This window comes from Streptomyces sp. ADI95-17, from assembly GCF_003846175.1.
Taxonomy (GTDB): domain Bacteria; phylum Actinomycetota; class Actinomycetes; order Streptomycetales; family Streptomycetaceae; genus Streptomyces; species Streptomyces sanglieri.
In genome coordinates this window covers 358,511-376,919 of sequence record NZ_ML123047.1, presented here as the reverse complement: position 1 = coordinate 376,919, position 18,409 = coordinate 358,511, and the positions used below count along the sequence as shown (strand labels likewise).

Sequence of the window (18,409 nt, the reverse complement as noted above, 5' to 3'; positions counted from 1 at the left end):
GATGGGTGTCTTCGTCTGTCTGCCGCTCGTACTGCCGCTGACCGCGCTGCCGATCGCGCGCCTGGCCGAACAGCATCTGCACCCCCGCAGCGCGACCCGGCTGCTCGCCGTCGTCGGTGCGCTGCTCGCCCTGTGCAGCACGCTCTGTCTGGGCCTGCTGATGGTGGTGGGCACCGCGCAGCTCCCGGGCAACCCGCTGCCGGACAGCTGGTCGGACCCGGAGGTGCGGGACGCGGTGCCGTACGAGGAGAAGGCGGGCATCGTCGCGATCGGGGTGCTGGCGGCGGTGCTCGTGGCGTGCGGATGGACGGTGCTGCGCCATGTCCGGCTGCGGGTCCGGGCGGGCCGTGCGCTGGCCGCCGCGCCCTCCGTCGTCTCCGACGGTGTCGCGCTGCTCCCGGACCCGGAACCGTACGCCTACGCGCTGCCCGGAAGTCCGGGCCGGGTCGTCGTCTCGACCGCGATGGCCGAGTGCTTGGACGCCCATGAGCGGCGGGCCCTGATCGCCCATGAGCGGGCCCATCTGGCCGGCCGGCACCACCGCTATCTGCTGGCCGCCCAGCTCGCGGCGCGCGCCAACCCGTTCCTGCTGCCGCTGCGCACCGCGGTGTCGTTCAGCACCGAGCGGTGGGCGGACGAGGAGGCCGCGTGCGCGGTCGGCGACCGGCGGGTGGTGGCGGTCGCGGTGGGCAAGGCGGCGCTGTACTCGCACCGGGCGCCGGACGTCTCGGCGGGCCTCGCGGCCTTCGCGGCCCCGGCGGGCCCCGTGCCGCGGCGGGTGGCGGCGCTGCTCGCCCCGGTGCCGCCGGTCCGGCTGTGGCCGCCGTCGTCCGCGCACGTCGCACTCGCGGCGCTGGTCGCGACGGTCGGTACGGCGGCCTCGGCGCTGTCCTCGCTCAACGCGGCCGTGACGCTGGTGGGGATCCTGCGCGCGGCGACCCCGCTATGAGCCGGACGAAGGGGATGGACTCGCCGGCCCGCCGGTAGCCGTCCGTGCTCCCGTCGACGTCGTACCCCAGGTACGAGCAGAGCCGGTGCGCGAGAGCGGGGTGCCGTGCCGCGTACCGTGCCATCAGCTCGCCGCCCTCCTCCGCCGCGACGAACTCCGCGGTCACCACGTGGAACCGGCGCCCCACCTGCACGGTGGCCTGCGGGGTACGGACCAGATTCCGGTACCAGTCGGCGCCGGGCCCGAATCCGGACGCGACGGTCCAGCAGTGCCGTCCGTCCGTCACCGTCGACTCGACGACCTCGATCGTGGTGCGCCGGGCGAGACCGGAGACCCGGCCGGTGTGGACGAGCAGCAGCAACCGCCCCCGGAACAGCGGTCCGAGCCCCATCCGGAAGAGATGCGACGGGAACCGGGCGGCCGTGCGCCGCCAGCCGGTCGGCGGGGGCGGGCGGTGCGGTTCGGCGGGGTCGGGGAGCTGAGGCGTCACTATGCAAACGTTGCATAGTCCAAGGGTTTGTGCCACCGTCCGGTGCCATGTCCCGTACCGGGTGCCCGGCTCCCGGAACCGATTCGAGTACTGCGGACCGGCACGGTACAAAGGGGCATGGCCGCGCGCGAACAGGCATCCGAGGAACGGTCCCCGGACCGGGGCAGGGACGACGTCGACGAGGTGACCCGTGCCGTGCTGACGGCCTCCAGGCTGCTCGTCGCCGTCTCCGCCCGCTCGCTGGCCGCGGTGGAGGACCGGGTGACACTGCCCCAGTTCCGGCTCCTGGTAGTGCTTTCCACACATGACGAGGCCAAACTCGTGACGCTCGCCGAACGGCTCGGGGTGAACCCGTCGACCGCGATGCGGATGCTGGACCGGCTGATCGCCGCGGGTCTGGCCGAGCGGCGGGTGAACCCCGCCAACCGCCGGGAGACGGTGCTGCGGGTCACCCCGGAGGGCCGCCGGCTGGTCGAGGACGTCACGGCGGGCCGACGGCGGGAGATCGCGGGCATCGTCGAGCGCCTCGCCCCGCAGCAGCGCGCCGCGCTGGTCGACGCGTTGACCGCGTTCACCGTGGCGGGCGGTGAGCCGTCCGTGCCGGGGGACGGCACGGACGCCTACCCGCTGGGCTGGACCTCCGGCCCGCCCGCCCGCCACGACGACTGAACTCAGAGCCTGTCGGGCGCGAGTTCCTGGGCGGTGGGCGCCGGACGCACCGCGGGGACCTCGCCGCCGCCCTTGCCGGTGCTGCCGTCCTTGCCGGTGGCGCCGCCCTTGCCGGTGCTGCCACCACCCTTACCCGTGCTGCCGTCCTTGCCGCGCCACGCCTGGATCTTCGCCACGACCGGCTGGGTCCAGCGGGCGGTGAGCGGTCCGACGATGACGAGGATGAGGACGTACGCGGTGGCGATGGGCCCGATCCGGGGCTCGGTCGCCACGGCCAGGCCGGCGATGACGATGGAGAACTCGCCGCGTGCGACGAGCGTGCCACCGGCCCGCCACCGCCCGCGCGAACCGATTCCGGCCCGCCGGGCCGCGTACCACCCGGTGGCGATCTTGGTGAGTACGGTGACGACCGCCAGCAGCGCCGCGGGGAGCAGCACCGGCGGGATCTCGGCCGGGTTGGTGGAGAGCCCGAAGAACACGAAGAAGACGGCGGCGAACAGGTCGCGCAGCGGCGTCAGCAGCTTGCGAGCACCCTCGGCGACCTCGCCCGAGAGCGCGATCCCGACCAGGAACGCGCCGACGGCCGCGGACACCTGCAACTCCTGTGCCACCCCGGCCACCAGGACGGTCAGCCCGAGGACGACCAGGAGCAGCATCTCGGGGTTGTCGGAGGACACGGCCCGGCTGATGAGCCGGCCGTGCCGCAGCGCCAGATAGAGCACGAACCCGACGGTGCCGAGCGCGATGAGCAGGGCGATGCTGCCCCCGGCGAGGCCGACGCCCGCGAGCATCGCGGTGAGCAGCGGCAGGTAGACGGCCATCGACAGGTCCTCGATGACCAGGACGCCGAGGATGACGGGCGTCTCCCGGTTGCCCAGCCGCCCCAGGTCGGTGAGCACCTTCGCGATGACCCCGGACGAGGAGATCCAGGTGACCCCGGCCAGCGCGACCGCGCCCACCGGCCCCCAGCCGAGCAGCAGTGCCGCCACGGCTCCCGGGGTCGCGTTGAGCACGAAGTCCACGGCCCCGGACGGGTATTGCGTCTTGAGGCTGGTCACCAGCTCCGAGGCGCTGTACTCCAGGCCGAGCAGGAGCAGCAGCAGGATGACGCCGATCTCGGCGCCGACGGCGGTGAATTCCTCACTGGCCCCGAGCGGCAGCAGCCCGCCCTCGCCGAACGCCAGCCCCGCCAGCAGATACAGCGGGATCGGCGAGAGCCCTATCCGCCCGGCGAACCGTCCGATGAGTCCGAGGCCCAGAATGACGGAGCCGAGCTCCACCAGCAGTGCGGTCGTGTCGTGCACGGTCAGCCCTCCGCGATGATCTCGGAGAGCGTGTCGACGCCCTCACGCGTACCGACGGCGACCAGGGTGTCGCCGATTGCCAGCCGGAAGTCCGGCCCCGGGGACGGATGCGCACTGTGCGTCCGCAGCACCGCCACGATCGAGGCCCCCGTCCGGGTCCGGGCCTTCGTGTCCCCGAGCAGCCGCCCGCCGTACGGCGAGCGCGTCCCGAGCGGGATGTGCTCGGTCACCAGGTCGATGCCCTCGGTGCGGACCGCGTCGATGGGCGCGGCATCGATGAGGTGCGCGAGGCCGGTGGCCTCCTGCGGTGTCAGGGGTACCGAGAGCAGGCACGAATCAGGGTCGTCCTGGTCGTAGAAGCCGATGAACCGCCGTCCGTCGTGGTGCACGACGACGGAGATGTGCTGTCCCGACTCGGTCGTGTAGTCGTACTGCACACCGACTCCGGGCAGCGTGGTGCGGTGGGTTCCCATGGCTTCCTCCCGAGGGTGCGGCGGCTCTTGACGCACTTGGTGATCTCTTTATCCGCCCATTACCTTATCCGGAGGGTTCCGCCGCCTTCGGTGTGCGGCGTTTTCGGGGCGCATGCGGTGCGCTGCGCGCGCGAGGAAGCCCCGGGCCGCTGGCCCGGGGCTTCTGGACGGCATGAGTGGACGGCGCCGTCAGGAGATGCGGATGTCCGACCAGTTCGTGGTCTTGCCGGCCTGTGTCCGGTTGTCGAAGCCGCCGCGGCCGTTGCCCCGGTTCAGCCAGGCGTGGCCGGTCCTGTCGAGCGAGATCAGGTCGGCCCGGCCGTCACCGGACAGGTCGAGTCCGCCGACCACGTCCTTGTAGGAGGCGCCCCAGTCCTTGAAGACCAGCGACCGGGGCTTGAAGGTGCCGGTGCCGGTGCCGCGGAAACGCCACAGCTCGTTCGACGCGTCGAGGGCCAGCAGGTCGTTCTTGCCGTCGCCGTCGAGGTCCCCGGCGGCGATCAGCCTCTTGTAGCCGCCGAAGCCCGATCCGGCGAGCGAGCGGGCCTTGAAGCCGCCCGCGCCGTTGTTCGCGTACACGTACAGCTTCCCGGTCGAGGGGGACCGGGTCAGCAGGTCGGCCCGGCCGTCGCCGGTCATGTCGCCGGGCGAGAGGACCGTGTCGTACCCGCTCCAGTCCGAGGAGACCTTGACGTGGAACGACTGCTGGTCGGGCAGCCCGCCGCAGACCGTCGGGTAGACGCGGGCCTCGCCCTTCGGGTAGCGGACGAACACGTCGTTGCAGCGGTCGCCGTCGAGGTCGCCGTACGGCAGCACGAGCGTGCCGCTCGGCCAGCTGCTCGCGCGCTTCCCCGCGGACAGTTTCGTCGCGGGGCCCGCGTACACCTTCAGTCCGGTGCCGTCCCGGCCGAACAGGTCGGGCTTGCCGTCGTCCGTGTGGTCGCCCCACGCGGGCAGCGCGCGGCCGGTCGTGGTGGCCTGCTGGACCCCGTCCAGGGCGATGCCGTTCGTGTCCGTCAGCTTGTACTCGTCCCACAGCACGACGGGCCGGCCGAGCGCGTCGGCAGCCACCTGGGGTGCCCCGGCGGACCGGGCGGTCGTCGCGCTCAGCCGCCGGGGTACGGACCAGGTGCCGCCCTTGAAGACGGCGGCCATCGTGTACTCCTCGCCCGAGTAGCCCTCCCGCCACGTGACCGTGACCGTGCCGCCCGAGGTGGCGGCCGTGTCGACCGCGCGCACCTTCTTGTGCGTGGAGAAGGGCTGCGCGTACGGCTGCCAGGCGCCGGTGGCCGCCGAACGCACCGCGTACCAGGGGCCGGTCGCGTAGCCGGGCCCGCCCGCGACGAAGAGGTCGCCGTTGGGCAGGTGGACGGGCGCCGCCATCCCGGACGTGCTGCCGTAGTTGGCGGCGGACCGAGGGGTGCTCCACTGGGTGGCGCCGGCGGACCGGCGCGTGTGCATGAGGTGCGCGTTGTCGTCGTAGAACACGTCGAAGCCGCCCCGCGGACCGGCGAACGCCTTCGGGCGCGCCAGGTCCACGCCCGGGACCGGGAGGCCCTCGACCGCGGTCCAGGCGGACGTGCCGGGGGCCTTCTCCAGGGCGACGACGGCCCTGCTCGTCCGCCACTGCCACACCACCAGGGCGGTGCCGTCCCCGGCCACCGCCAGGTCCATGCTGGAAATGTCCCGACTGCCGGACGGCGGCTGCTCGTTGAGGTCGGCCGGAGCGGTCCACGCGGCCTGCGGGCCGGTCTTCCCGGCGGTCTTCACCACACCGGAGGCCGACCACACGGCGACCAGCCGGCCGTCGGGGGCCGCCGCCAGGTGGTGGTAGCCCTTCTCGGGGACCGGGGCGACGTACTCGGGCTCGGAGAAGGCGGTCGCGCCGGGAGCGAGGGTGGCCACCTTCAGCCAGTAGTTGTTGTGGTCGTCGGCGCGCTGGGCCCGCCAGGCCAGGCGCACCGTGCCGTCGCCGAGGGAGACGAGCTCGGTGTTGTACCCACCGGCGTCCGGCCAGGTCTGCGGGGCCAGCCAGCGGGTGCCGCCGGCCGGCCGGATCCGGGTGGAACGGGAGAGCCCGTCGCCGGTGAGGGAGACGAGGGCACCGTCCCCGGCCGACTCCAGGACGTTCAGCCCGCCCGAGGCGGAGGCGGGGACGGGGTTCGCGGCATGCGGGGTGCGGGAGCCCCACGGGCCCGGCGCACGCGTCTCGACGGCGGCCGCGGCGGTGGTGCCGGTGGCTGTGCTCGCGGCTGTTGCCGTGGCCGCGGGGTGCGCGGCGGCCGGGGCCGCGGCCGCCAGAGCGAGGACGGGCGTGAGCGCGATGCCGAGCACCACGCGGTACGGCGAAGTATGCGAAGTCATGGGAATGCCCCCCCGGGCAGGCGTATCCGATGGCACGGATTCGCTGAACTGTTCGATCAAGCCAGGCGCAGCGTATATCAGCCAAGATCGGCCCGTGCGGGACGATTCACTTCCTTTGCCCGGAGGAACTCGGCCGATGTGCGCAGCGTCGGCAGGATCCCGGGCGGACGAGTCAGGCTCCCGGGTCGCACCGGCAGGGTCCCGGTCGCACCACCCGGGCCGACGGCCGGCTGATCCGAACGAAACCGCCGGTGCCGCATCGGGCACTCCCGGGTCAGCGACCAGGGGCCTGCCCGTTGCCGGGAACAGGCGGGTGGGCCCGGTCGCCGGGCTCTTCCAGGAGGGAGGCGACGCCGAGCAGAAGGTCCTCCCGGTGGTGCGCCGCGACGAGTTGTACGGCCCGGGGAAGGCCGTCGGGCGCCAGTCCGGCCGGGATGCTGATCGCGGGATTGCCGGTGTCGTTGAAGACGGAGGTGAAGGCGATGGGGATGGTCCGCTCCCGCACGGCGGTCGCCACGTCCGGCCCTTCGGCGGGCCAGGCGGTGGTGGGCACGGTGGGCATGAGGAGCATGTCGTAACGGGTGAAGAGATCCGCGGCCCACTGGTCGAGGCGCGCCCGGTGTTCCCAGTAGCGGGTGAAGTCTTCCGTGGTGAGGGCACCGCCGTGTGCCAGGACGTCGGCGAACCAGGGCTCGAAGTCGTCCCTCCGGGTGGTGAAGGCATCGAGCCGGCTCGTGAGCCGGTAGTGGGCCAGGACCTGCTGGCGGAGCAGGATCGATGCGGGAAAGCGTTCGTGCTGCGGCAACGCGCTTTCGTCGTCCGTCACTTGGTGACCGTGGCCTCGCAGGTCGTCCGCGGCGCGGTCGACGGCCTCCAGGATCTCCGGCCGGGGATCGGCCACCCCGAGGGTGCGGAGCACCCCGACGCGCAGCCGCGGTACGGCGCCGTCGACGCATGCCTGGTACGAGAGTCCCGGCGCGGGCAGCGAGTCCGGGTCGGCGGGGTGGTGCCCGGCGGCGATGTCGAGATGGAGCGCGGCGTCCCGGACGGTGCGGGTGATCGCGCCGAGGACCGTGTGCCGGGGCCAGACCGGGAAGCGGGAGGGGCCCTGCGGTATGCGGCCGCGGCTGGGCTTGAGGCCGATGACTCCGCACAGCGCGGCGGGGATGCGGGTGGAGCCTCCCCCGTCGCCGGCGGTGGCCAGGGCGACGAGGCCCGCGGCCACGGCCGCGGCGGATCCGCCGCTGGATCCGCCGGGGGACCTTTCGGTGTTCCAGGGGTTCCGGGTGATGCCGAACGCGTCGTTCGCGGTGTGGATCCCGGCGCCCATGGGCGGCATGTTGGTTCTGCCGATCACGATGGCGCCGGCCTCGCGCAGCCGGCCCACGTGAATGGTGTCCCGGGTGGCCGGCGGAGCGTCGCGGAAGGCTCGGGTGCCGTGGCTGGTGGGGAAACCCGCGGCGTCCTCGGCGTCCTTGACGAGCAGGGGGAGCCCGGTGAGCGGACCGGTGCCGGCGCCGCGTGCGATGCGTTCGGTGGCGTCGGCGGCCTCGGCGAGGGCCCGTTCGGCGTCCAGCCGGACCACGGAGTTGATGGCGCCGTCGAGCTTGCCGATGCGGTCGAGGGTGTGGTGCATGAGTTCGGTCGGCGACAGCTCGCGCCGCTGCATCAGGGCGAGGAGATCGGCGGCCGACGCGTAGGAGAGATTGGTCGGTGCGGTGGGGGCGAGGGGGTCGGTCATGAGGAGGCCTTCTCCTTTGTAGTGACGGACTGGTGGGCCGGTGTGGTGGCGTCCTCCAGGCTCATGCCGGTGGTGCGCGGGCCGAAGGCGACGGCGACGCAGCCTCCGACGAGGCTCAGGGCAGCCAGGAACACGAAGACGGCGGTGTAGCCGAGTCCGGCGAAGAGCGCGGCGACCAGGGCGGGGGCGGCGAAGTTGAAGATCCGGGAAAGGGCGTTCGCGGTGCCCGAACCGAGGGCCCGGATGCGGGTGGGGAAGACCTCGGCCGAGTAGACCTGCAGGAAGGGAACGGCCATCTGGAAGAGAAGGCTGGCGGCACAGCCCAGGACGACGATGGCCGCCTGGGAGCGGACGAGGCCGAACAGGACCAGTGTGACGGCTGTGAGCAGGCCGAGGGCGAGTTGGGTCGTGCGGCGGTCCCACCGGTCGATGAACGGTACGGCGATGAGGGCGCCGACGGGCGCGGCGGTGGCCAGGGCGGCGGACAGGAGCAGCGTGTCGTCGAGTTCGAGCCCGTTCTCCGAAAGGAGCGTGGGCGTCCAGGTGTTGTAGGCCGAGTAGGTCAGCAGTCCGGTCACCCACATGGCCGAGATGATCAGGAAGGTGCGGCGGTCCGCTCCGGCAAGCAGGTGCCGGATCCGGGCCCGGGGCGGCGTCCGCGCGGTGTCTTCCGCGCCGTGCCCGGCATCCGCGCCGTGCCCGGCATCCGCGCCCTGCCCGGCATCCGTGCCGTCGGTCCGGACTTCGGTCTCCGGGCTTGTCACGCCGCACTGCCGCTCGATCTCCCGGACGACCGCCTCGGCCCGTTCCGTCCGGCCGCGCGAGGCGAGCCAGCGCGGGCTCTCGGGTACCCAGCGGCGGATCAGCCATGCGAAGACGACTCCGAACAGACCCAGTGCGAAGACCAGCCGCCAGCCCCACGTCCAGTGCGGTACGAGGAAGTAGCCCGCCCAGGCGGCGATCGGGATGCCGAGGGAGCCCACGGCGACCTTGTACGTCTGCAGCCGCCCACGGGCCGCGGCCGGAACGAACTCGGTCAGGACGACGATGGCGACGACCGCCATGCCCTGCGCCCCGAGGTGGGCGGCGAAGCGGGCGGCCATGAGCTGCCAGGGGTTCTGCACCGCGATACACAGTGCCGTGGCCGCGCAGTAGACGGTGACAAAGGCGAGCATGGTGCGGCGGCGGCCGATCCGGTCGGCCAGATATCCGCCGGCGATTCCACCGGTGAAGGCGCCGAGCTGGCTGATGCCCACGATCGCGGCGATGCCGGACAGGGAGAGACCCCACTGGGTGCGGAGCACGGGGGCCACGAAGGCGAAGGAGTACGTCTCGACCCACTCGAAGAGGATCATTCCGGCCAGGGCGATGACGAGTCTGCGGTGGAAAGGACCGAGTGGGAGCCGGTCGAGGCGGGCTCCGAGCGCGGAGGCGCCGGTGGTGGTCATGGTGCGGGACCTCCCGGGTGGGCAGGAACACGGGCAGGGGGCGGTGTGGTCCGCCGGTTCTCCCGGGAGCTCCGGGAGAACCGGGTCCGGATGCCGGGGCGGCGGCGCGCGGGAGGCGCGGGGTCAGATGACGCCGTCGCCCCGCAGGGCGGCGAGCTGCTCCGCGTCGATGCCCAGCAGCCCCTGATAGACCTCGGCGTTGTGCTCGCCGAGCGCGGGACCGGTGGTGCGGATGCTGCCGGGGGTCCCGGACATGCGCGGGACAGGTGCCGGCATGGGTAGTTCGCCGAACTCGGGGTCCTGGACGGTGACGAGGGTGCCGCGCTCGCGGTAGTGCGGGTCGGCGGCGATGTCGGCGATGTTCATCAGGGGCGAGGCGGGGATGCCGGCCTCGTTGAGCCGCTTGGCCAGGTCGGCGGCGGTGTACCCGGCGACCCAGTCGGCTATGGCCGCGTACAGGGAGTCGGCGTTCTCGGCGCGGGCGGCGCGGGTGGCGTACTCGGGGGCGTCGGCGATCTCCGGGGTGCCCATGAGCGCCGCGAGCCTGCGGAAGAGCGGGTCGGTGCCCGCGTGGAGGGAGAGGCGCCGTCCGTCGGAGGTGGTGAAGTCGCTGGCCGGCACGATCTTCGGGTTGCGGTTGCCGAGGCGCTCACGGACCTGGCCGGTGGTCGCGTACGAGGCGAGCGCGTCCTCGGAGGCGCGGAAGCCCGCCTCGTACAGCGCCAGGTCCACCACCTGTCCGCCCCCGCCCGCCGTGTCCCGGTGGTAGAGCGCGGTCACGACGGAGAAGGCCCCGAGATAGGCCGCCATGTAGTCGATGGTCGAGTACCCGCTGCGGACCGGCGGCCGGTCGGGGTCACCGGTCACATGGGTGAGCCCGGCGAAGGCGCTGGCGATACGGTCGAACGAGCCCCGGTCACGGTAGGGGCCCGTAAGGCCGTAGCCGGTGACGTACACGAGGATCGCGTTCGGCGCGAGGGCGCGCAGGGAGTCCGGGTCCAGCCCCCACTTCACCAGGGTCGGCGGCCGGTAGTTGGTGATCACCACGTCGAAATGCGGGACGAGGTCGCGCACCAGGCTCCGACCGCGCTCCGTACGCAGGTCGAGCGTCACGGACTTCTTGTTCCGGGCCTCCTGCGCCCAGTACGGGGAGCGGGCGCCTGTCGGCGTTCCGCGGGTGAAGTCGCCGCGTCCGGGCTCCTCGACCTTGACCACCTCGGCTCCGAAGTCGCCCAGGAAGGTGGCGGTGACCGGCGCCGCGAGGACGGTCGAGAGGTCGAGGACACGGATGCCCTCCAGAGGAAGTGTCGCCATGGGGTGCTGCCCTTCGAACCGTAGTAACGTTTCGTTATTAACGAAACGTTGTTAGCGGGACCATAAGCTGGCCACCGCACGTGGGCAAGACCCTGTGAAGGGAATTCGATGGACGGGGAGCCGAAGGTGAGCGAGACCGGCAGGACGCGCCGAAGGCGTCGCAGTCGCCAGGAGACCGAGGCCGATCTCCTCGACGCGGCCCGCCGGCTGCTCCAGCGGGACGGTGTGCTCGCCGGGGTCAACCTGCGGGAGATCGCCACCGAAGCAGGCGTCAACCACGGCCAGATCTACCAGTACTTCGGCACTCGGCAGGCACTGCTGCGGGCATCGGTCGCCGACCTGGTGGAGCACCAGACCGCCGACCGGGAGGGGCACTGGGAGCTTCCGTTCGCCGAGCGACGGGCGGCCATGTTCCGCCACCGGCTCGCCGAGCCCGAGCTCGTCAAACTGGAAGCCCTCCTCGCCCTGGACGGCGACGAGGACTTCAGCGCGCTGCCCCGCTTCGCTCAGACCAGGCGCAGTCTGGCCCGGGACCAGGAGCAGGGCGCACTGCCCGCCGACGCGGACACGGTCGCGGCGCACGTGATGACGGCCGCGGCGCAGATGGGTTACGTCATCTTCCGGGAGGTCTACGCACGGGACACCGGGATCCCGCTCGCCGAGCTCGACGAACGGGCGGAACGCATGTACGCCCGGATGGTCGCCGGGATCGCCGGAAAGGCGCCGGAGACCGACCGGAACACCGGTGGAGCCGACGACAACGACGCATCCCCCTGACCGCCCGCGTCGTCGTGGCCGGGGCCGTGCCGGTCACGGACGGGACGGGCGGGACGGGACGGGCGGCTGCGCCCCGGCGATGTTCCGGTCACGGGGCCGGAGCCCCTGGAAGGCAGCCGGCTGATGTCTCCCCGTAGCGCTGGTCAGCCGCGCGTCGCGGTGGTGTAGACGTACAGGGCGATCACGCCGGCGACGCAGACGAGGATCACCCATGAACTGAAGCTGGTGTGCTTCCCACTGCCTTTGGGCCGCGCGGCCCGCCCGGACCGTTTGGCCCCCTTGGCCCCCTTGGACCGCCCGGACGCTGCCCGTCCCGGCGCGCCCGGCGCCACATCGGCAGCCGCCTCGGCGAGCAGGCGGCGGCAGGTCGCGGCGAGCACGCCCGTGCCGGCGGAGAGGTGCACCACGGCCTCCAGGCGCGCCGGAGCGGTGGTGCCGCCGTCCAGGATGCGCCCCACGCGTACGAGGGTCTCGTCCCGGCCGCCCGTCGGAGCGAGGCTGATCCACCGCCGCACATGCTCGGCCCGGATGACCACGCCGCCGGACCGTTCCCGGTACACGGTGTGTTCCCGCCACAACAGCTTCGCCAACTCTCCGGCGATGTCTCTCAGTTGCGCGCTCAATGCCGCACCCCCTCCGCCCCCCGGCGAATCGAACAAGCATCGCACTTTAGCGGCAGGCGCAGAGCGGGGGCCCAGCAGTCCCCCCAGCGGCCGCTTCGGGCTTGTCGCCACGCCGAATCGCGGAAGAGCGGTGGAGAAGAAGGTGCTCGTGCCGCGCGACATCCTGCCGTTCCACGTAGTCAAAGGGGTATGCACGGGGATCACGGAACAAGAGAGCAGGCGGGGGCCGAGTGAAATCAGCGCAGGAGGATCAGTACCTGGAGTTCGTGGCCGAGAGGGCGAAGGCGCTGTACCGGTCGGCGTACGTCCTCGCGGCCGGTGACACATATCTTGCCGAGGACCTGGTCCAGGAGACCCTCAGCCGGGTGTACGTGCACTGGAAGCGGGTGGCCAGGGCGGACAGCCCGGCGGCCTACGCCCAGACGGTCCTGGTCCGTACCTCCCTCACCCTGCGGCGTCGGCGCAGCACCGGAGAGCGCCCCACCGGGAACATGCCCGACAGTGCGGCGGCCGGACCGGACGCCGCACTGCGGCTCACCCTGCTGGACGCGCTCGGTCAACTCCCGCCCCGGGACCGGGCGGTGCTGCTGCTGCGCTACTGGGAGGACCGCAGCATCGAGGAGACCGCCGGGATGCTCAGGCTGAGCAGCAGCGCGGTCCGCTCCCGGGGCACCCGGGCACTCAACAGGGTGCGTGCGTTGCTCGGCGACAGCCTGTCCGACCTGGTCCCGCACTGAACAACGGTGCACACCGGTCGAACCCGTCGCAGAACCCCCGTCAGAGACAGAGAAGGTGCCGCCAGCATGCCGTTCGAAGCAGACCTCGCACACGCCCTGGACCGCACGACCGAATCCCTCGAACCCGATCTCACCGCGCTCACGGGCCGGGCCGTAGAGCGCGGGCGGAGCCGCAGCCGTCGCCGGCGCAGCGCCGGTGTCGTCGCCGGGGTCGGTGCCTGCGCCGCGATCGCGGCGGCCGGCCTGGTGCTTCCCGGCGTGCTCGCCGGGGCTCGCTCCGCAGGATCCGACATGGAAGCGGTGGCGCTGGCGATGCCCCGTTCCGCGATCACCGGCACCCAGATGATCGACGCCGTGAAGAAGACGTTCCCCGGGAGCCGGTTCGGCCGGGAGCACGGACAGAGCAACGACCCCTCGAATCCGAACGGCGGATGGGTCGCCAACGGCGAAGTGGCCGTCAACGACGGGCACGGCGCCGCCAACGTCGGTGTCTCGGCCCTGCGGCTCAAACTGCCGCTCAGGGACGGCGACGGGCTGAACTGCGACAACATGGCCGGGCGTGCTGACGCCGGTGACACCTGCGAGCTGAGCGAGCTGCCGAGCAGCACCGCGCTTCCCGGCGGTGCCCTGGTGGTGTCGGAGAAGATCGCGGAAAGGCAGTCGATGGGCGCCGGCTCCGTCCCCGACTCCGTGATCGCGCACCGCTGGACGACGACGGTGACCCTGAAGTCGACCGGCGCCCAGCTTCAGATGGTGCAGTGGAACACCGCCGGCGACTTCAGTGGCGGAAACACTCCGAAGCCGACCCGTGACACCCCTCCGCTCTCCCAGAAGCAGGCGGTGGCCGCACTCACCGGTCCCACCTGGGCCCCGATCCTCGGCGCCGTCGGCTGACCTGTTGGCAGGGGAAGGGGAAGGGACAGAGGAAGGGGAAGGGACAGAGGAAGGGGCAGGAACGAGGGCCAGGGGCGGGGCGGGGCCGGACGGGGGGCTTGCCGCCATGTCCGCCCGCGGCAGCGCCACGCTGTGCGGCGACAGAGGCGTGGCGTCGTAGGCTCGCGGGCGCAGTCGTGAAGCGGTACGAAGGCTACGAAGGCTACGAGCGGAAGGGGCACGCGATGGCGGACTTTCGGGATCTCAAATTCCGGGCGGTCACCTCGCTTCAGCGGAATGTCGTCAACCCGCTGGCCAGACGGTCCGGGTCGCAGATTCTGCTGGAGACGACGGGCCGCACCTCCGGCCGGCCGCGTCGTACCCCGGTCGGCGGGCGGCGTGTGGGCCAGGAGTTCTGGCTGGTCTCGGAGTTCGGGGAGAAGTCGCAGTACGTCCGCAACATCCTGGCCGACCCGCGGGTCCGGGTCCGTATCGCGGGCCGCTGGTACGACGGGGTCGCGCACCCGTTGCCCCAGGACGACGCCCGTGCCCGGCTCCGGACCCTGCCGCGCTACAACAGCGCCGTCGTGCGGGCGATGGGTACGAACCTGCTGACCGTGCGGGTGGATCTCGCGGACTGAGTCCGGACACGGGCGTGCCCGGGTGGTGTGCAACCACCCGGGCACGTACGGGAGTCGGTCCGCCGGATCAGTCGGTGATCTCGATCTTGCCGTTCGGCGCGGCGGCGGTCTCCGGCCGGGCCGGGGTCTCGGCCCTGGAGCCCGAGCCCTTGAGGTTCTTCAGCAGGGCGGCGAGGTCGACTCCCGTGGTGGAGCTGAGGAGTTCCATGCCCTGGGCGACGTTGTCGGTGACCGTACGCGACAGCTGGCTCGCGCCGTCCGTCGAGATCACGGTCATCTTGTCGACGGCGCTCAGCGGCTCGGACGCCTTGGCGACGACCTCGGGCAGCACCTCGACCAGCATCTGGAGCACGGCCGCGTCGCCGTACTGCGCGAACGCGTCGGCCTTCTTCTGCATGGCCTCGGCCTCGGCCGCACCCTTCGCCGCGATGGCCGCGGCCTCCGCCTCGCCCTCGATGCGTACGGCGTCGGCGAGCGCCGAGCGGTGCAGCTTCTCGCCCTGACCGGTCAGGCGGGAGCGCTCGGCGTCCGCCTCGGCCTCCTTGACCTGGGCGATCCGGCGGGCCTCGGCCTCCTGCTCGGCCTGGTAGCGGGCGGCGTCGGCGGGCTTGCGGACCTTGGTGTCGAGCTCGCGGTCGGTCAGTGCGGCCTGGCGCTGGGCGACCTTCTCCTGCTCCTCCAGGACCTCCTGCTGACGGGCCGCCTCGGCGAGCGGGCCCGCCGCGTTGGCCTTGGCCGCGGCGGCTTCCGTCTCGGCCTTGATCTCCGCCTGCTTGAGGTAGAAGGTCCGCTCGGCGATGGCGATCTCCTCGGCGGCCTTCAGCCGGGCCTGCTCGGAGGCCCGCTTGGCGATCGCCTCGGCGATGTCCGCCTCCTGCTTGGCGCGGGCGGCCTCCGGACGGCCGAGGTCCTCCAGGTAGGAGCCCTCGGTGGTGATGTCCTGGATCTGGAAGGCGTCCAGGATCAGGCCCTGGCCGGAGAGGCTGGCCTCGGCCTCCTCCGCGACCTGCCCGGCGAACGCGGCCCGGTCACGGATGATGTCCTCGACCGACATCCGGCCGACGATGGCGCGCAGTGCGCCGGAGAGCACTTCCTGGGTGAAGCCGACGATGCCGTCCTGCTGCTGGAGGAAACGCTGGGCCGCGGCCCGGATCGCTTCCTCGCTGCCGCCGACCTTGACGATCGCGACGCCTTCCAGGTTGGACTTCACACCGCGCAGGGTGACGGCGCCGCGCACCGCGATCGGGATGTGCCGGCTGGAGAGGTCCAGGGTGAACTTCTGCTGGACGAACGGGACGACGAAGACGCCGCCGCCGACCACGACCTTCTGGCCGCTGTTGTCGATGCTGGTGCGGCCGGTCACCGGGTCGGTGGACTTCTTGCCGCGGCGGCCGGTGATGATGAACGCCTCGCTGGGCCCGGCGACCTTGTAGCGGGTGATGACGACGAGGGCGAGCAGCACCACGAGTACGACGACTCCGGCGACTGCGGTCACGACTGGGCTCATAAAGGTGTCCCCCCTGCCTCCCTGCGGGGACGGCAGCTAGGTTTCGGGCGGTGTGCCGCGGTGTGCCGCGGTGTGGCGTGGTGCGACGCGGCACGGTGGATCGGTCAGGACGGTGGTCGGCGCTCGACGGCCGGACTCAGCGCTCGACGGGGCGGACCGCGACCGAGGTGGACGACAGTGCGGACTCCACCCAGATCTCGGTGCCGCGTGCGACCGGCGCCGCGCTCTTCGCCGCCAGCTTCACGGGCTGGCCCGCGAGTTGCAGCAGGACCTCTCCGTAGCCGCCGGCCGGGATGGCCGTGACGACCGACCCGGAGGTGCCCACGAGATCGTCGCTGCGCGGTGTGACGCTGGTCTGGTCCCGCATCAGGGCCCGGCTGAACTTCCAGGTCAGCCAGGCCGCGACGAGCCCGGCCAGCACTCCGGCGGCGGTCGCGACGATCGTGCCGGCGCCGGTGGTGCCGAGCACGATCGCTCCGCCGAAGCCGAGCATCGAGAGGAATCCGGCGATGACCGGGAGGGACAGGAGGCCGTCGAACAGGCCGTCCAGTACGCCCCCGAAGAGCCCTTCGAGGACTCCGTCGAAGATCAGGGACAGCACGAGCAGAACGATTCCCGCAATGCCGAGACCGAGAAACAAGGTCACCTGGTCACCCTCCCCGATCCTCGAAATCCCCCGAACATTTCCGTCGAACTGGCTGGATGATCCCATACGTACCGGTCGGCGGACACTGCCGGGTTCCGGCAATCTTTTACGCGTTCTTGATGCCGGAGAGTTGCTCGGTCAGTTTGGCCGCCGACTGGAACGTGGCGCCCAGCAGCGCGACGTGCTTCCAGCGCAGCACTCCGTCCGGCCCGATGAGGAACACCGCGCGGCGCACCCCGATCCCGGGAGCCGCGACCCCGTACGCGCGGGCAGTCTCCCGGTCGGTGTCCGCGAGCAGTGGCATCCGCAGGCCGTGGGTGCGGGCGAACGACTCATGACTGTCCACACCCTGTGGACTGATTCCCCAGACCTCCGCGTCGAGCTCCTCGAAGGCCTCCAGGCCCGAGGAGTACGAGCAGAGCTGCTTGGTGCAGACCGCCGTGTTGTCGCCCGGGTAGAACGCGAGGACCACGCAGCGGCCGCGCGCCCCGGCCAGGGTGTAGTCGCGGCGCTCGAAGTTCTCGCCGCCGAGCACGCCGCCGGGCAGCGTGAAGTCCGGTGCGATCAGGCCGAGTTGCGGTGACGGTGCCATGTCGTTTCCTCCGTGGTCCGGTGCTGCCGGGGTTTTCCGTGCGTGTTCCGTACAGCATGCTCGGTACGGGTCCGGCTCCCCGCACCAGGAGGTACGCATGGCACGACCGCCGTCCACCGTGGGCCCGTCCGCGGCGGTGCTCCTGCTGCACGGCGGGGCGGAGACGGGCCTGGCCGCGCCACCGCCCGGCCCGCTGAATCTGCCCGCCGTACGGATGCGTCCCTTCGCCCGGTCCATCGCGGGGGCCACGGGTGGCGGGGACGGACGCGTTCTCGTACGTACCGCCCGCTACGCCCACCGCGGCTGGAACGGGCCCCGCGAGGACCCGCTGCACGACGCCGTACGCGCCCTGGACGCGCTGCGCCGCGAGGCCGGGGACATCCCGGTGGTCCTGGTCGGTCACTCGATGGGGGCCCGTGCCGCCCTCCGCGCGGCCGGTCATCCGCTGGTGCGCGGGGTGGTCGGCCTCGCCCCGTGGTGCCCGGCCGACGACCCGGTCGACCAGCTGGCGGGCCGCGATGTCGTCCTGCTGCACAGCACCCGCGACCGGATCACCAGCCCCCGCGCCTCCCAGCGCCTCACCGCCCGCGCCCGGCCGGCCGGTGCCCGAGCCTGTCTGGTCGCGATCCGGGGCAGTGATCACGCGATGCTCCGGCGCGCCGGGCAGTGGCACGCGCTGACGGCCCGGATCGTCGCCGGGCTGCTGGGGCTGGGCCCGCTCCCCGGGCCGGTCGAGGGCGCGCTCGCGCTGCCGCCGGACGCCCCGGCGGTGGACGGCACCCTCGACCTGGACCGGCTGGAGGTGTGACGGGGCGCCGCCCGCGCGCCCGGGGCGGGACCCGGTGCGTTGCCGTGGTGCAGGGGTGGGGGAACGGGCGCACCCTGGTAGGGAGGTGATCGTCATGGTGATGACAACCGTCGGGTGGCATGTCGAACTGGAATTCGAAGAGGACACCCATCGCACCCGCGCGGCCGCCCTGGTCCGGCTTCCGGACGGGTCCGAGGTGCGCGCCCATGGATATGCGAGCCGCCACCCCTCCGACAAGGACCAGCCGAGGGTGGGAGAGGAGATCGCGGGAGCCAGAGCGCTCAACGAACTGGCGATGAAGATGCTGACGAAGGCGCACGACGAGATCGACGAGGTGTCCGGCCGGACCTCGCACCCGCTCACCTGACGCGGCGGCCGGGGACGTACATGACCCGGCCCGCACGGCGGCCGGCGGCCCGGTCTGCGGATGCGCGGCGGGGGCGGGCGGCCGAC

Annotated in this window: 19 protein-coding genes; 8 read left to right on the top strand and 11 right to left on the bottom strand. The window is 72.4% G+C overall.

Going from position 1 to position 18,409, the window contains the following annotated elements; genetic code table 11:
• Nucleotide 1: 1 nt before the first annotated feature.
• Nucleotides 2–949: a M56 family metallopeptidase gene (locus tag EES42_RS20695; protein WP_124720154.1), complete on the top strand. Its 948-nt coding sequence runs from the start codon at nucleotides 2–4 to the stop codon at nucleotides 947–949.
• Here the strand turns inward: EES42_RS20695 and EES42_RS20690 are convergent.
• Nucleotides 897–1,439 (bottom strand): nitroreductase family deazaflavin-dependent oxidoreductase, encoded by a 543-nt coding sequence (locus EES42_RS20690; protein WP_241196488.1) that lies wholly within the window; start codon nucleotides 1,437–1,439, stop codon nucleotides 897–899. The two genes, EES42_RS20695 and EES42_RS20690, sit on opposite strands and share 53 nt — an antisense overlap.
• A 117-nt stretch (nucleotides 1,440–1,556) precedes the next feature.
• Between EES42_RS20690 and EES42_RS20685 the strand changes: the two genes are divergently transcribed.
• Entirely contained in the window at nucleotides 1,557–2,108 is a 552-nt protein-coding gene (locus tag EES42_RS20685; protein ID WP_124719736.1) for a MarR family winged helix-turn-helix transcriptional regulator, read from the top strand.
• Nucleotides 2,109–2,110: 2 nt separating this feature from the next.
• Here EES42_RS20685 and EES42_RS20680 read toward each other — a convergent pair whose 3' ends face one another.
• The 6 genes from EES42_RS20680 to EES42_RS20655 all read right to left on the bottom strand — a co-directional run bounded on the left by EES42_RS20680 (nucleotide 2,111) and on the right by EES42_RS20655 (nucleotide 10,752).
• Nucleotides 2,111–3,412, bottom strand: a complete 1,302-nt coding sequence (locus EES42_RS20680) for a cation:proton antiporter (RefSeq protein WP_124719735.1) — start codon at nucleotides 3,410–3,412, stop codon at nucleotides 2,111–2,113.
• A gap of 2 nt (nucleotides 3,413–3,414) precedes the next feature.
• The gene (locus EES42_RS20675; RefSeq protein ID WP_124719734.1) at nucleotides 3,415–3,885 is read right to left on the bottom strand and encodes a cation:proton antiporter regulatory subunit; all 471 of its coding nucleotides are present in this window, start codon (nucleotides 3,883–3,885) and stop codon (nucleotides 3,415–3,417) included.
• Between the two features lie 189 nt (nucleotides 3,886–4,074).
• Nucleotides 4,075–6,249 carry an FG-GAP repeat domain-containing protein gene (locus EES42_RS20670; RefSeq protein WP_124719733.1) on the bottom strand — a complete coding sequence of 725 codons (2,175 nt, stop codon included), beginning with the start codon at nucleotides 6,247–6,249 and terminating at the stop codon, nucleotides 4,075–4,077.
• Nucleotides 6,250–6,523: 274 nt separating this feature from the next.
• Nucleotides 6,524–7,990 (bottom strand): amidase, encoded by a 1,467-nt coding sequence (locus EES42_RS20665; RefSeq protein ID WP_124719732.1) that lies wholly within the window; start codon nucleotides 7,988–7,990, stop codon nucleotides 6,524–6,526.
• A complete protein-coding gene (locus EES42_RS20660; RefSeq protein ID WP_124719731.1) occupies nucleotides 7,987–9,438 on the bottom strand; it encodes an MFS transporter in 1,452 nt (483 codons plus the stop codon). Before EES42_RS20660 ends, EES42_RS20665 begins: the two co-directional genes overlap by 4 nt.
• 123 nt (nucleotides 9,439–9,561) lie before the next feature.
• Nucleotides 9,562–10,752 (bottom strand): CaiB/BaiF CoA transferase family protein, encoded by a 1,191-nt coding sequence (locus tag EES42_RS20655; RefSeq protein WP_124719730.1) that lies wholly within the window; start codon nucleotides 10,750–10,752, stop codon nucleotides 9,562–9,564.
• Nucleotides 10,753–10,860: 108 nt separating this feature from the next.
• Here EES42_RS20655 and EES42_RS20650 point away from each other — a divergent pair, with 108 nt between their 5' ends.
• A complete protein-coding gene (locus EES42_RS20650) occupies nucleotides 10,861–11,529 on the top strand; it encodes a TetR/AcrR family transcriptional regulator (protein ID WP_124719729.1) in 669 nt (222 codons plus the stop codon).
• Nucleotides 11,530–11,672: 143 nt separating this feature from the next.
• Here EES42_RS20650 and EES42_RS20645 read toward each other — a convergent pair whose 3' ends face one another.
• Complete coding sequence (locus EES42_RS20645) at nucleotides 11,673–12,152, bottom strand: hypothetical protein (RefSeq protein ID WP_241196487.1); 480 nt, start codon at nucleotides 12,150–12,152, stop codon at nucleotides 11,673–11,675.
• Nucleotides 12,153–12,382: 230 nt separating this feature from the next.
• Between EES42_RS20645 and EES42_RS20640 the strand changes: the two genes are divergently transcribed.
• The 3 genes from EES42_RS20640 to EES42_RS20625 all read left to right on the top strand — a co-directional run bounded on the left by EES42_RS20640 (nucleotide 12,383) and on the right by EES42_RS20625 (nucleotide 14,403).
• Entirely contained in the window at nucleotides 12,383–12,889 is a 507-nt protein-coding gene (locus tag EES42_RS20640; protein ID WP_124719728.1) for a SigE family RNA polymerase sigma factor, read from the top strand.
• Between the two features lie 66 nt (nucleotides 12,890–12,955).
• A complete protein-coding gene (locus EES42_RS20635; protein ID WP_124719727.1) occupies nucleotides 12,956–13,783 on the top strand; it encodes a hypothetical protein in 828 nt (275 codons plus the stop codon).
• 224 nt (nucleotides 13,784–14,007) lie between these two features.
• Entirely contained in the window at nucleotides 14,008–14,403 is a 396-nt protein-coding gene (locus tag EES42_RS20625) for a nitroreductase/quinone reductase family protein (RefSeq protein WP_124719726.1), read from the top strand.
• 67 nt (nucleotides 14,404–14,470) lie between these two features.
• On the opposite strand, the gene EES42_RS20620 is transcribed toward EES42_RS20625, so the two are convergent.
• The 3 genes from EES42_RS20620 to EES42_RS20610 form a co-directional block, all read right to left on the bottom strand.
• A complete protein-coding gene (locus EES42_RS20620) occupies nucleotides 14,471–15,910 on the bottom strand; it encodes a flotillin family protein (protein ID WP_124719725.1) in 1,440 nt (479 codons plus the stop codon).
• A 136-nt stretch (nucleotides 15,911–16,046) separates the two neighbouring features.
• The gene (locus EES42_RS20615) at nucleotides 16,047–16,556 is read right to left on the bottom strand and encodes a hypothetical protein (RefSeq protein WP_124719724.1); all 510 of its coding nucleotides are present in this window, start codon (nucleotides 16,554–16,556) and stop codon (nucleotides 16,047–16,049) included.
• Nucleotides 16,557–16,662: 106 nt separating this feature from the next.
• Entirely contained in the window at nucleotides 16,663–17,148 is a 486-nt protein-coding gene (locus EES42_RS20610; protein WP_124719723.1) for a peroxiredoxin, read from the bottom strand.
• Nucleotides 17,149–17,245: 97 nt separating this feature from the next.
• Here EES42_RS20610 and EES42_RS20605 point away from each other — a divergent pair, with 97 nt between their 5' ends.
• Nucleotides 17,246–17,956, top strand: coding sequence for an alpha/beta fold hydrolase (locus EES42_RS20605; protein WP_124719722.1), 711 nt, complete (start codon nucleotides 17,246–17,248; stop codon nucleotides 17,954–17,956).
• 94 nt (nucleotides 17,957–18,050) lie between these two features.
• Nucleotides 18,051–18,323, top strand: a complete 273-nt coding sequence (locus EES42_RS20600; protein WP_124719721.1) for a DUF1876 domain-containing protein — start codon at nucleotides 18,051–18,053, stop codon at nucleotides 18,321–18,323.
• The last annotated feature ends 86 nt before the right edge of the window (nucleotides 18,324–18,409 follow it).

Coding starts and splice junctions, on each gene's coding strand:
- EES42_RS20625 (WP_124719726.1), top strand. CDS start 14,008: ATGGCGGACTTTCGGGATCTCAAATTCCGGGCGGTCACCTCGCTTCAG.
- EES42_RS20650 (WP_124719729.1), top strand. CDS start 10,861: ATGGACGGGGAGCCGAAGGTGAGCGAGACCGGCAGGACGCGCCGAAGG.
- EES42_RS20665 (WP_124719732.1), bottom strand. CDS start 7,990: ATGACCGACCCCCTCGCCCCCACCGCACCGACCAATCTCTCCTACGCG.
- EES42_RS20620 (WP_124719725.1), bottom strand. CDS start 15,910: ATGAGCCCAGTCGTGACCGCAGTCGCCGGAGTCGTCGTACTCGTGGTG.
- EES42_RS20610 (WP_124719723.1), bottom strand. CDS start 17,148: ATGGCACCGTCACCGCAACTCGGCCTGATCGCACCGGACTTCACGCTG.
- EES42_RS20670 (WP_124719733.1), bottom strand. CDS start 6,249: ATGACTTCGCATACTTCGCCGTACCGCGTGGTGCTCGGCATCGCGCTC.
- EES42_RS20685 (WP_124719736.1), top strand. CDS start 1,557: ATGGCCGCGCGCGAACAGGCATCCGAGGAACGGTCCCCGGACCGGGGC.
- EES42_RS20600 (WP_124719721.1), top strand. CDS start 18,051: ATGGTGATGACAACCGTCGGGTGGCATGTCGAACTGGAATTCGAAGAG.
- EES42_RS20695 (WP_124720154.1), top strand. CDS start 2: ATGGGTGTCTTCGTCTGTCTGCCGCTCGTACTGCCGCTGACCGCGCTG.
- EES42_RS20660 (WP_124719731.1), bottom strand. CDS start 9,438: ATGACCACCACCGGCGCCTCCGCGCTCGGAGCCCGCCTCGACCGGCTC.
- EES42_RS20605 (WP_124719722.1), top strand. CDS start 17,246: ATGGCACGACCGCCGTCCACCGTGGGCCCGTCCGCGGCGGTGCTCCTG.
- EES42_RS20675 (WP_124719734.1), bottom strand. CDS start 3,885: ATGGGAACCCACCGCACCACGCTGCCCGGAGTCGGTGTGCAGTACGAC.
- EES42_RS20655 (WP_124719730.1), bottom strand. CDS start 10,752: ATGGCGACACTTCCTCTGGAGGGCATCCGTGTCCTCGACCTCTCGACC.
- EES42_RS20635 (WP_124719727.1), top strand. CDS start 12,956: ATGCCGTTCGAAGCAGACCTCGCACACGCCCTGGACCGCACGACCGAA.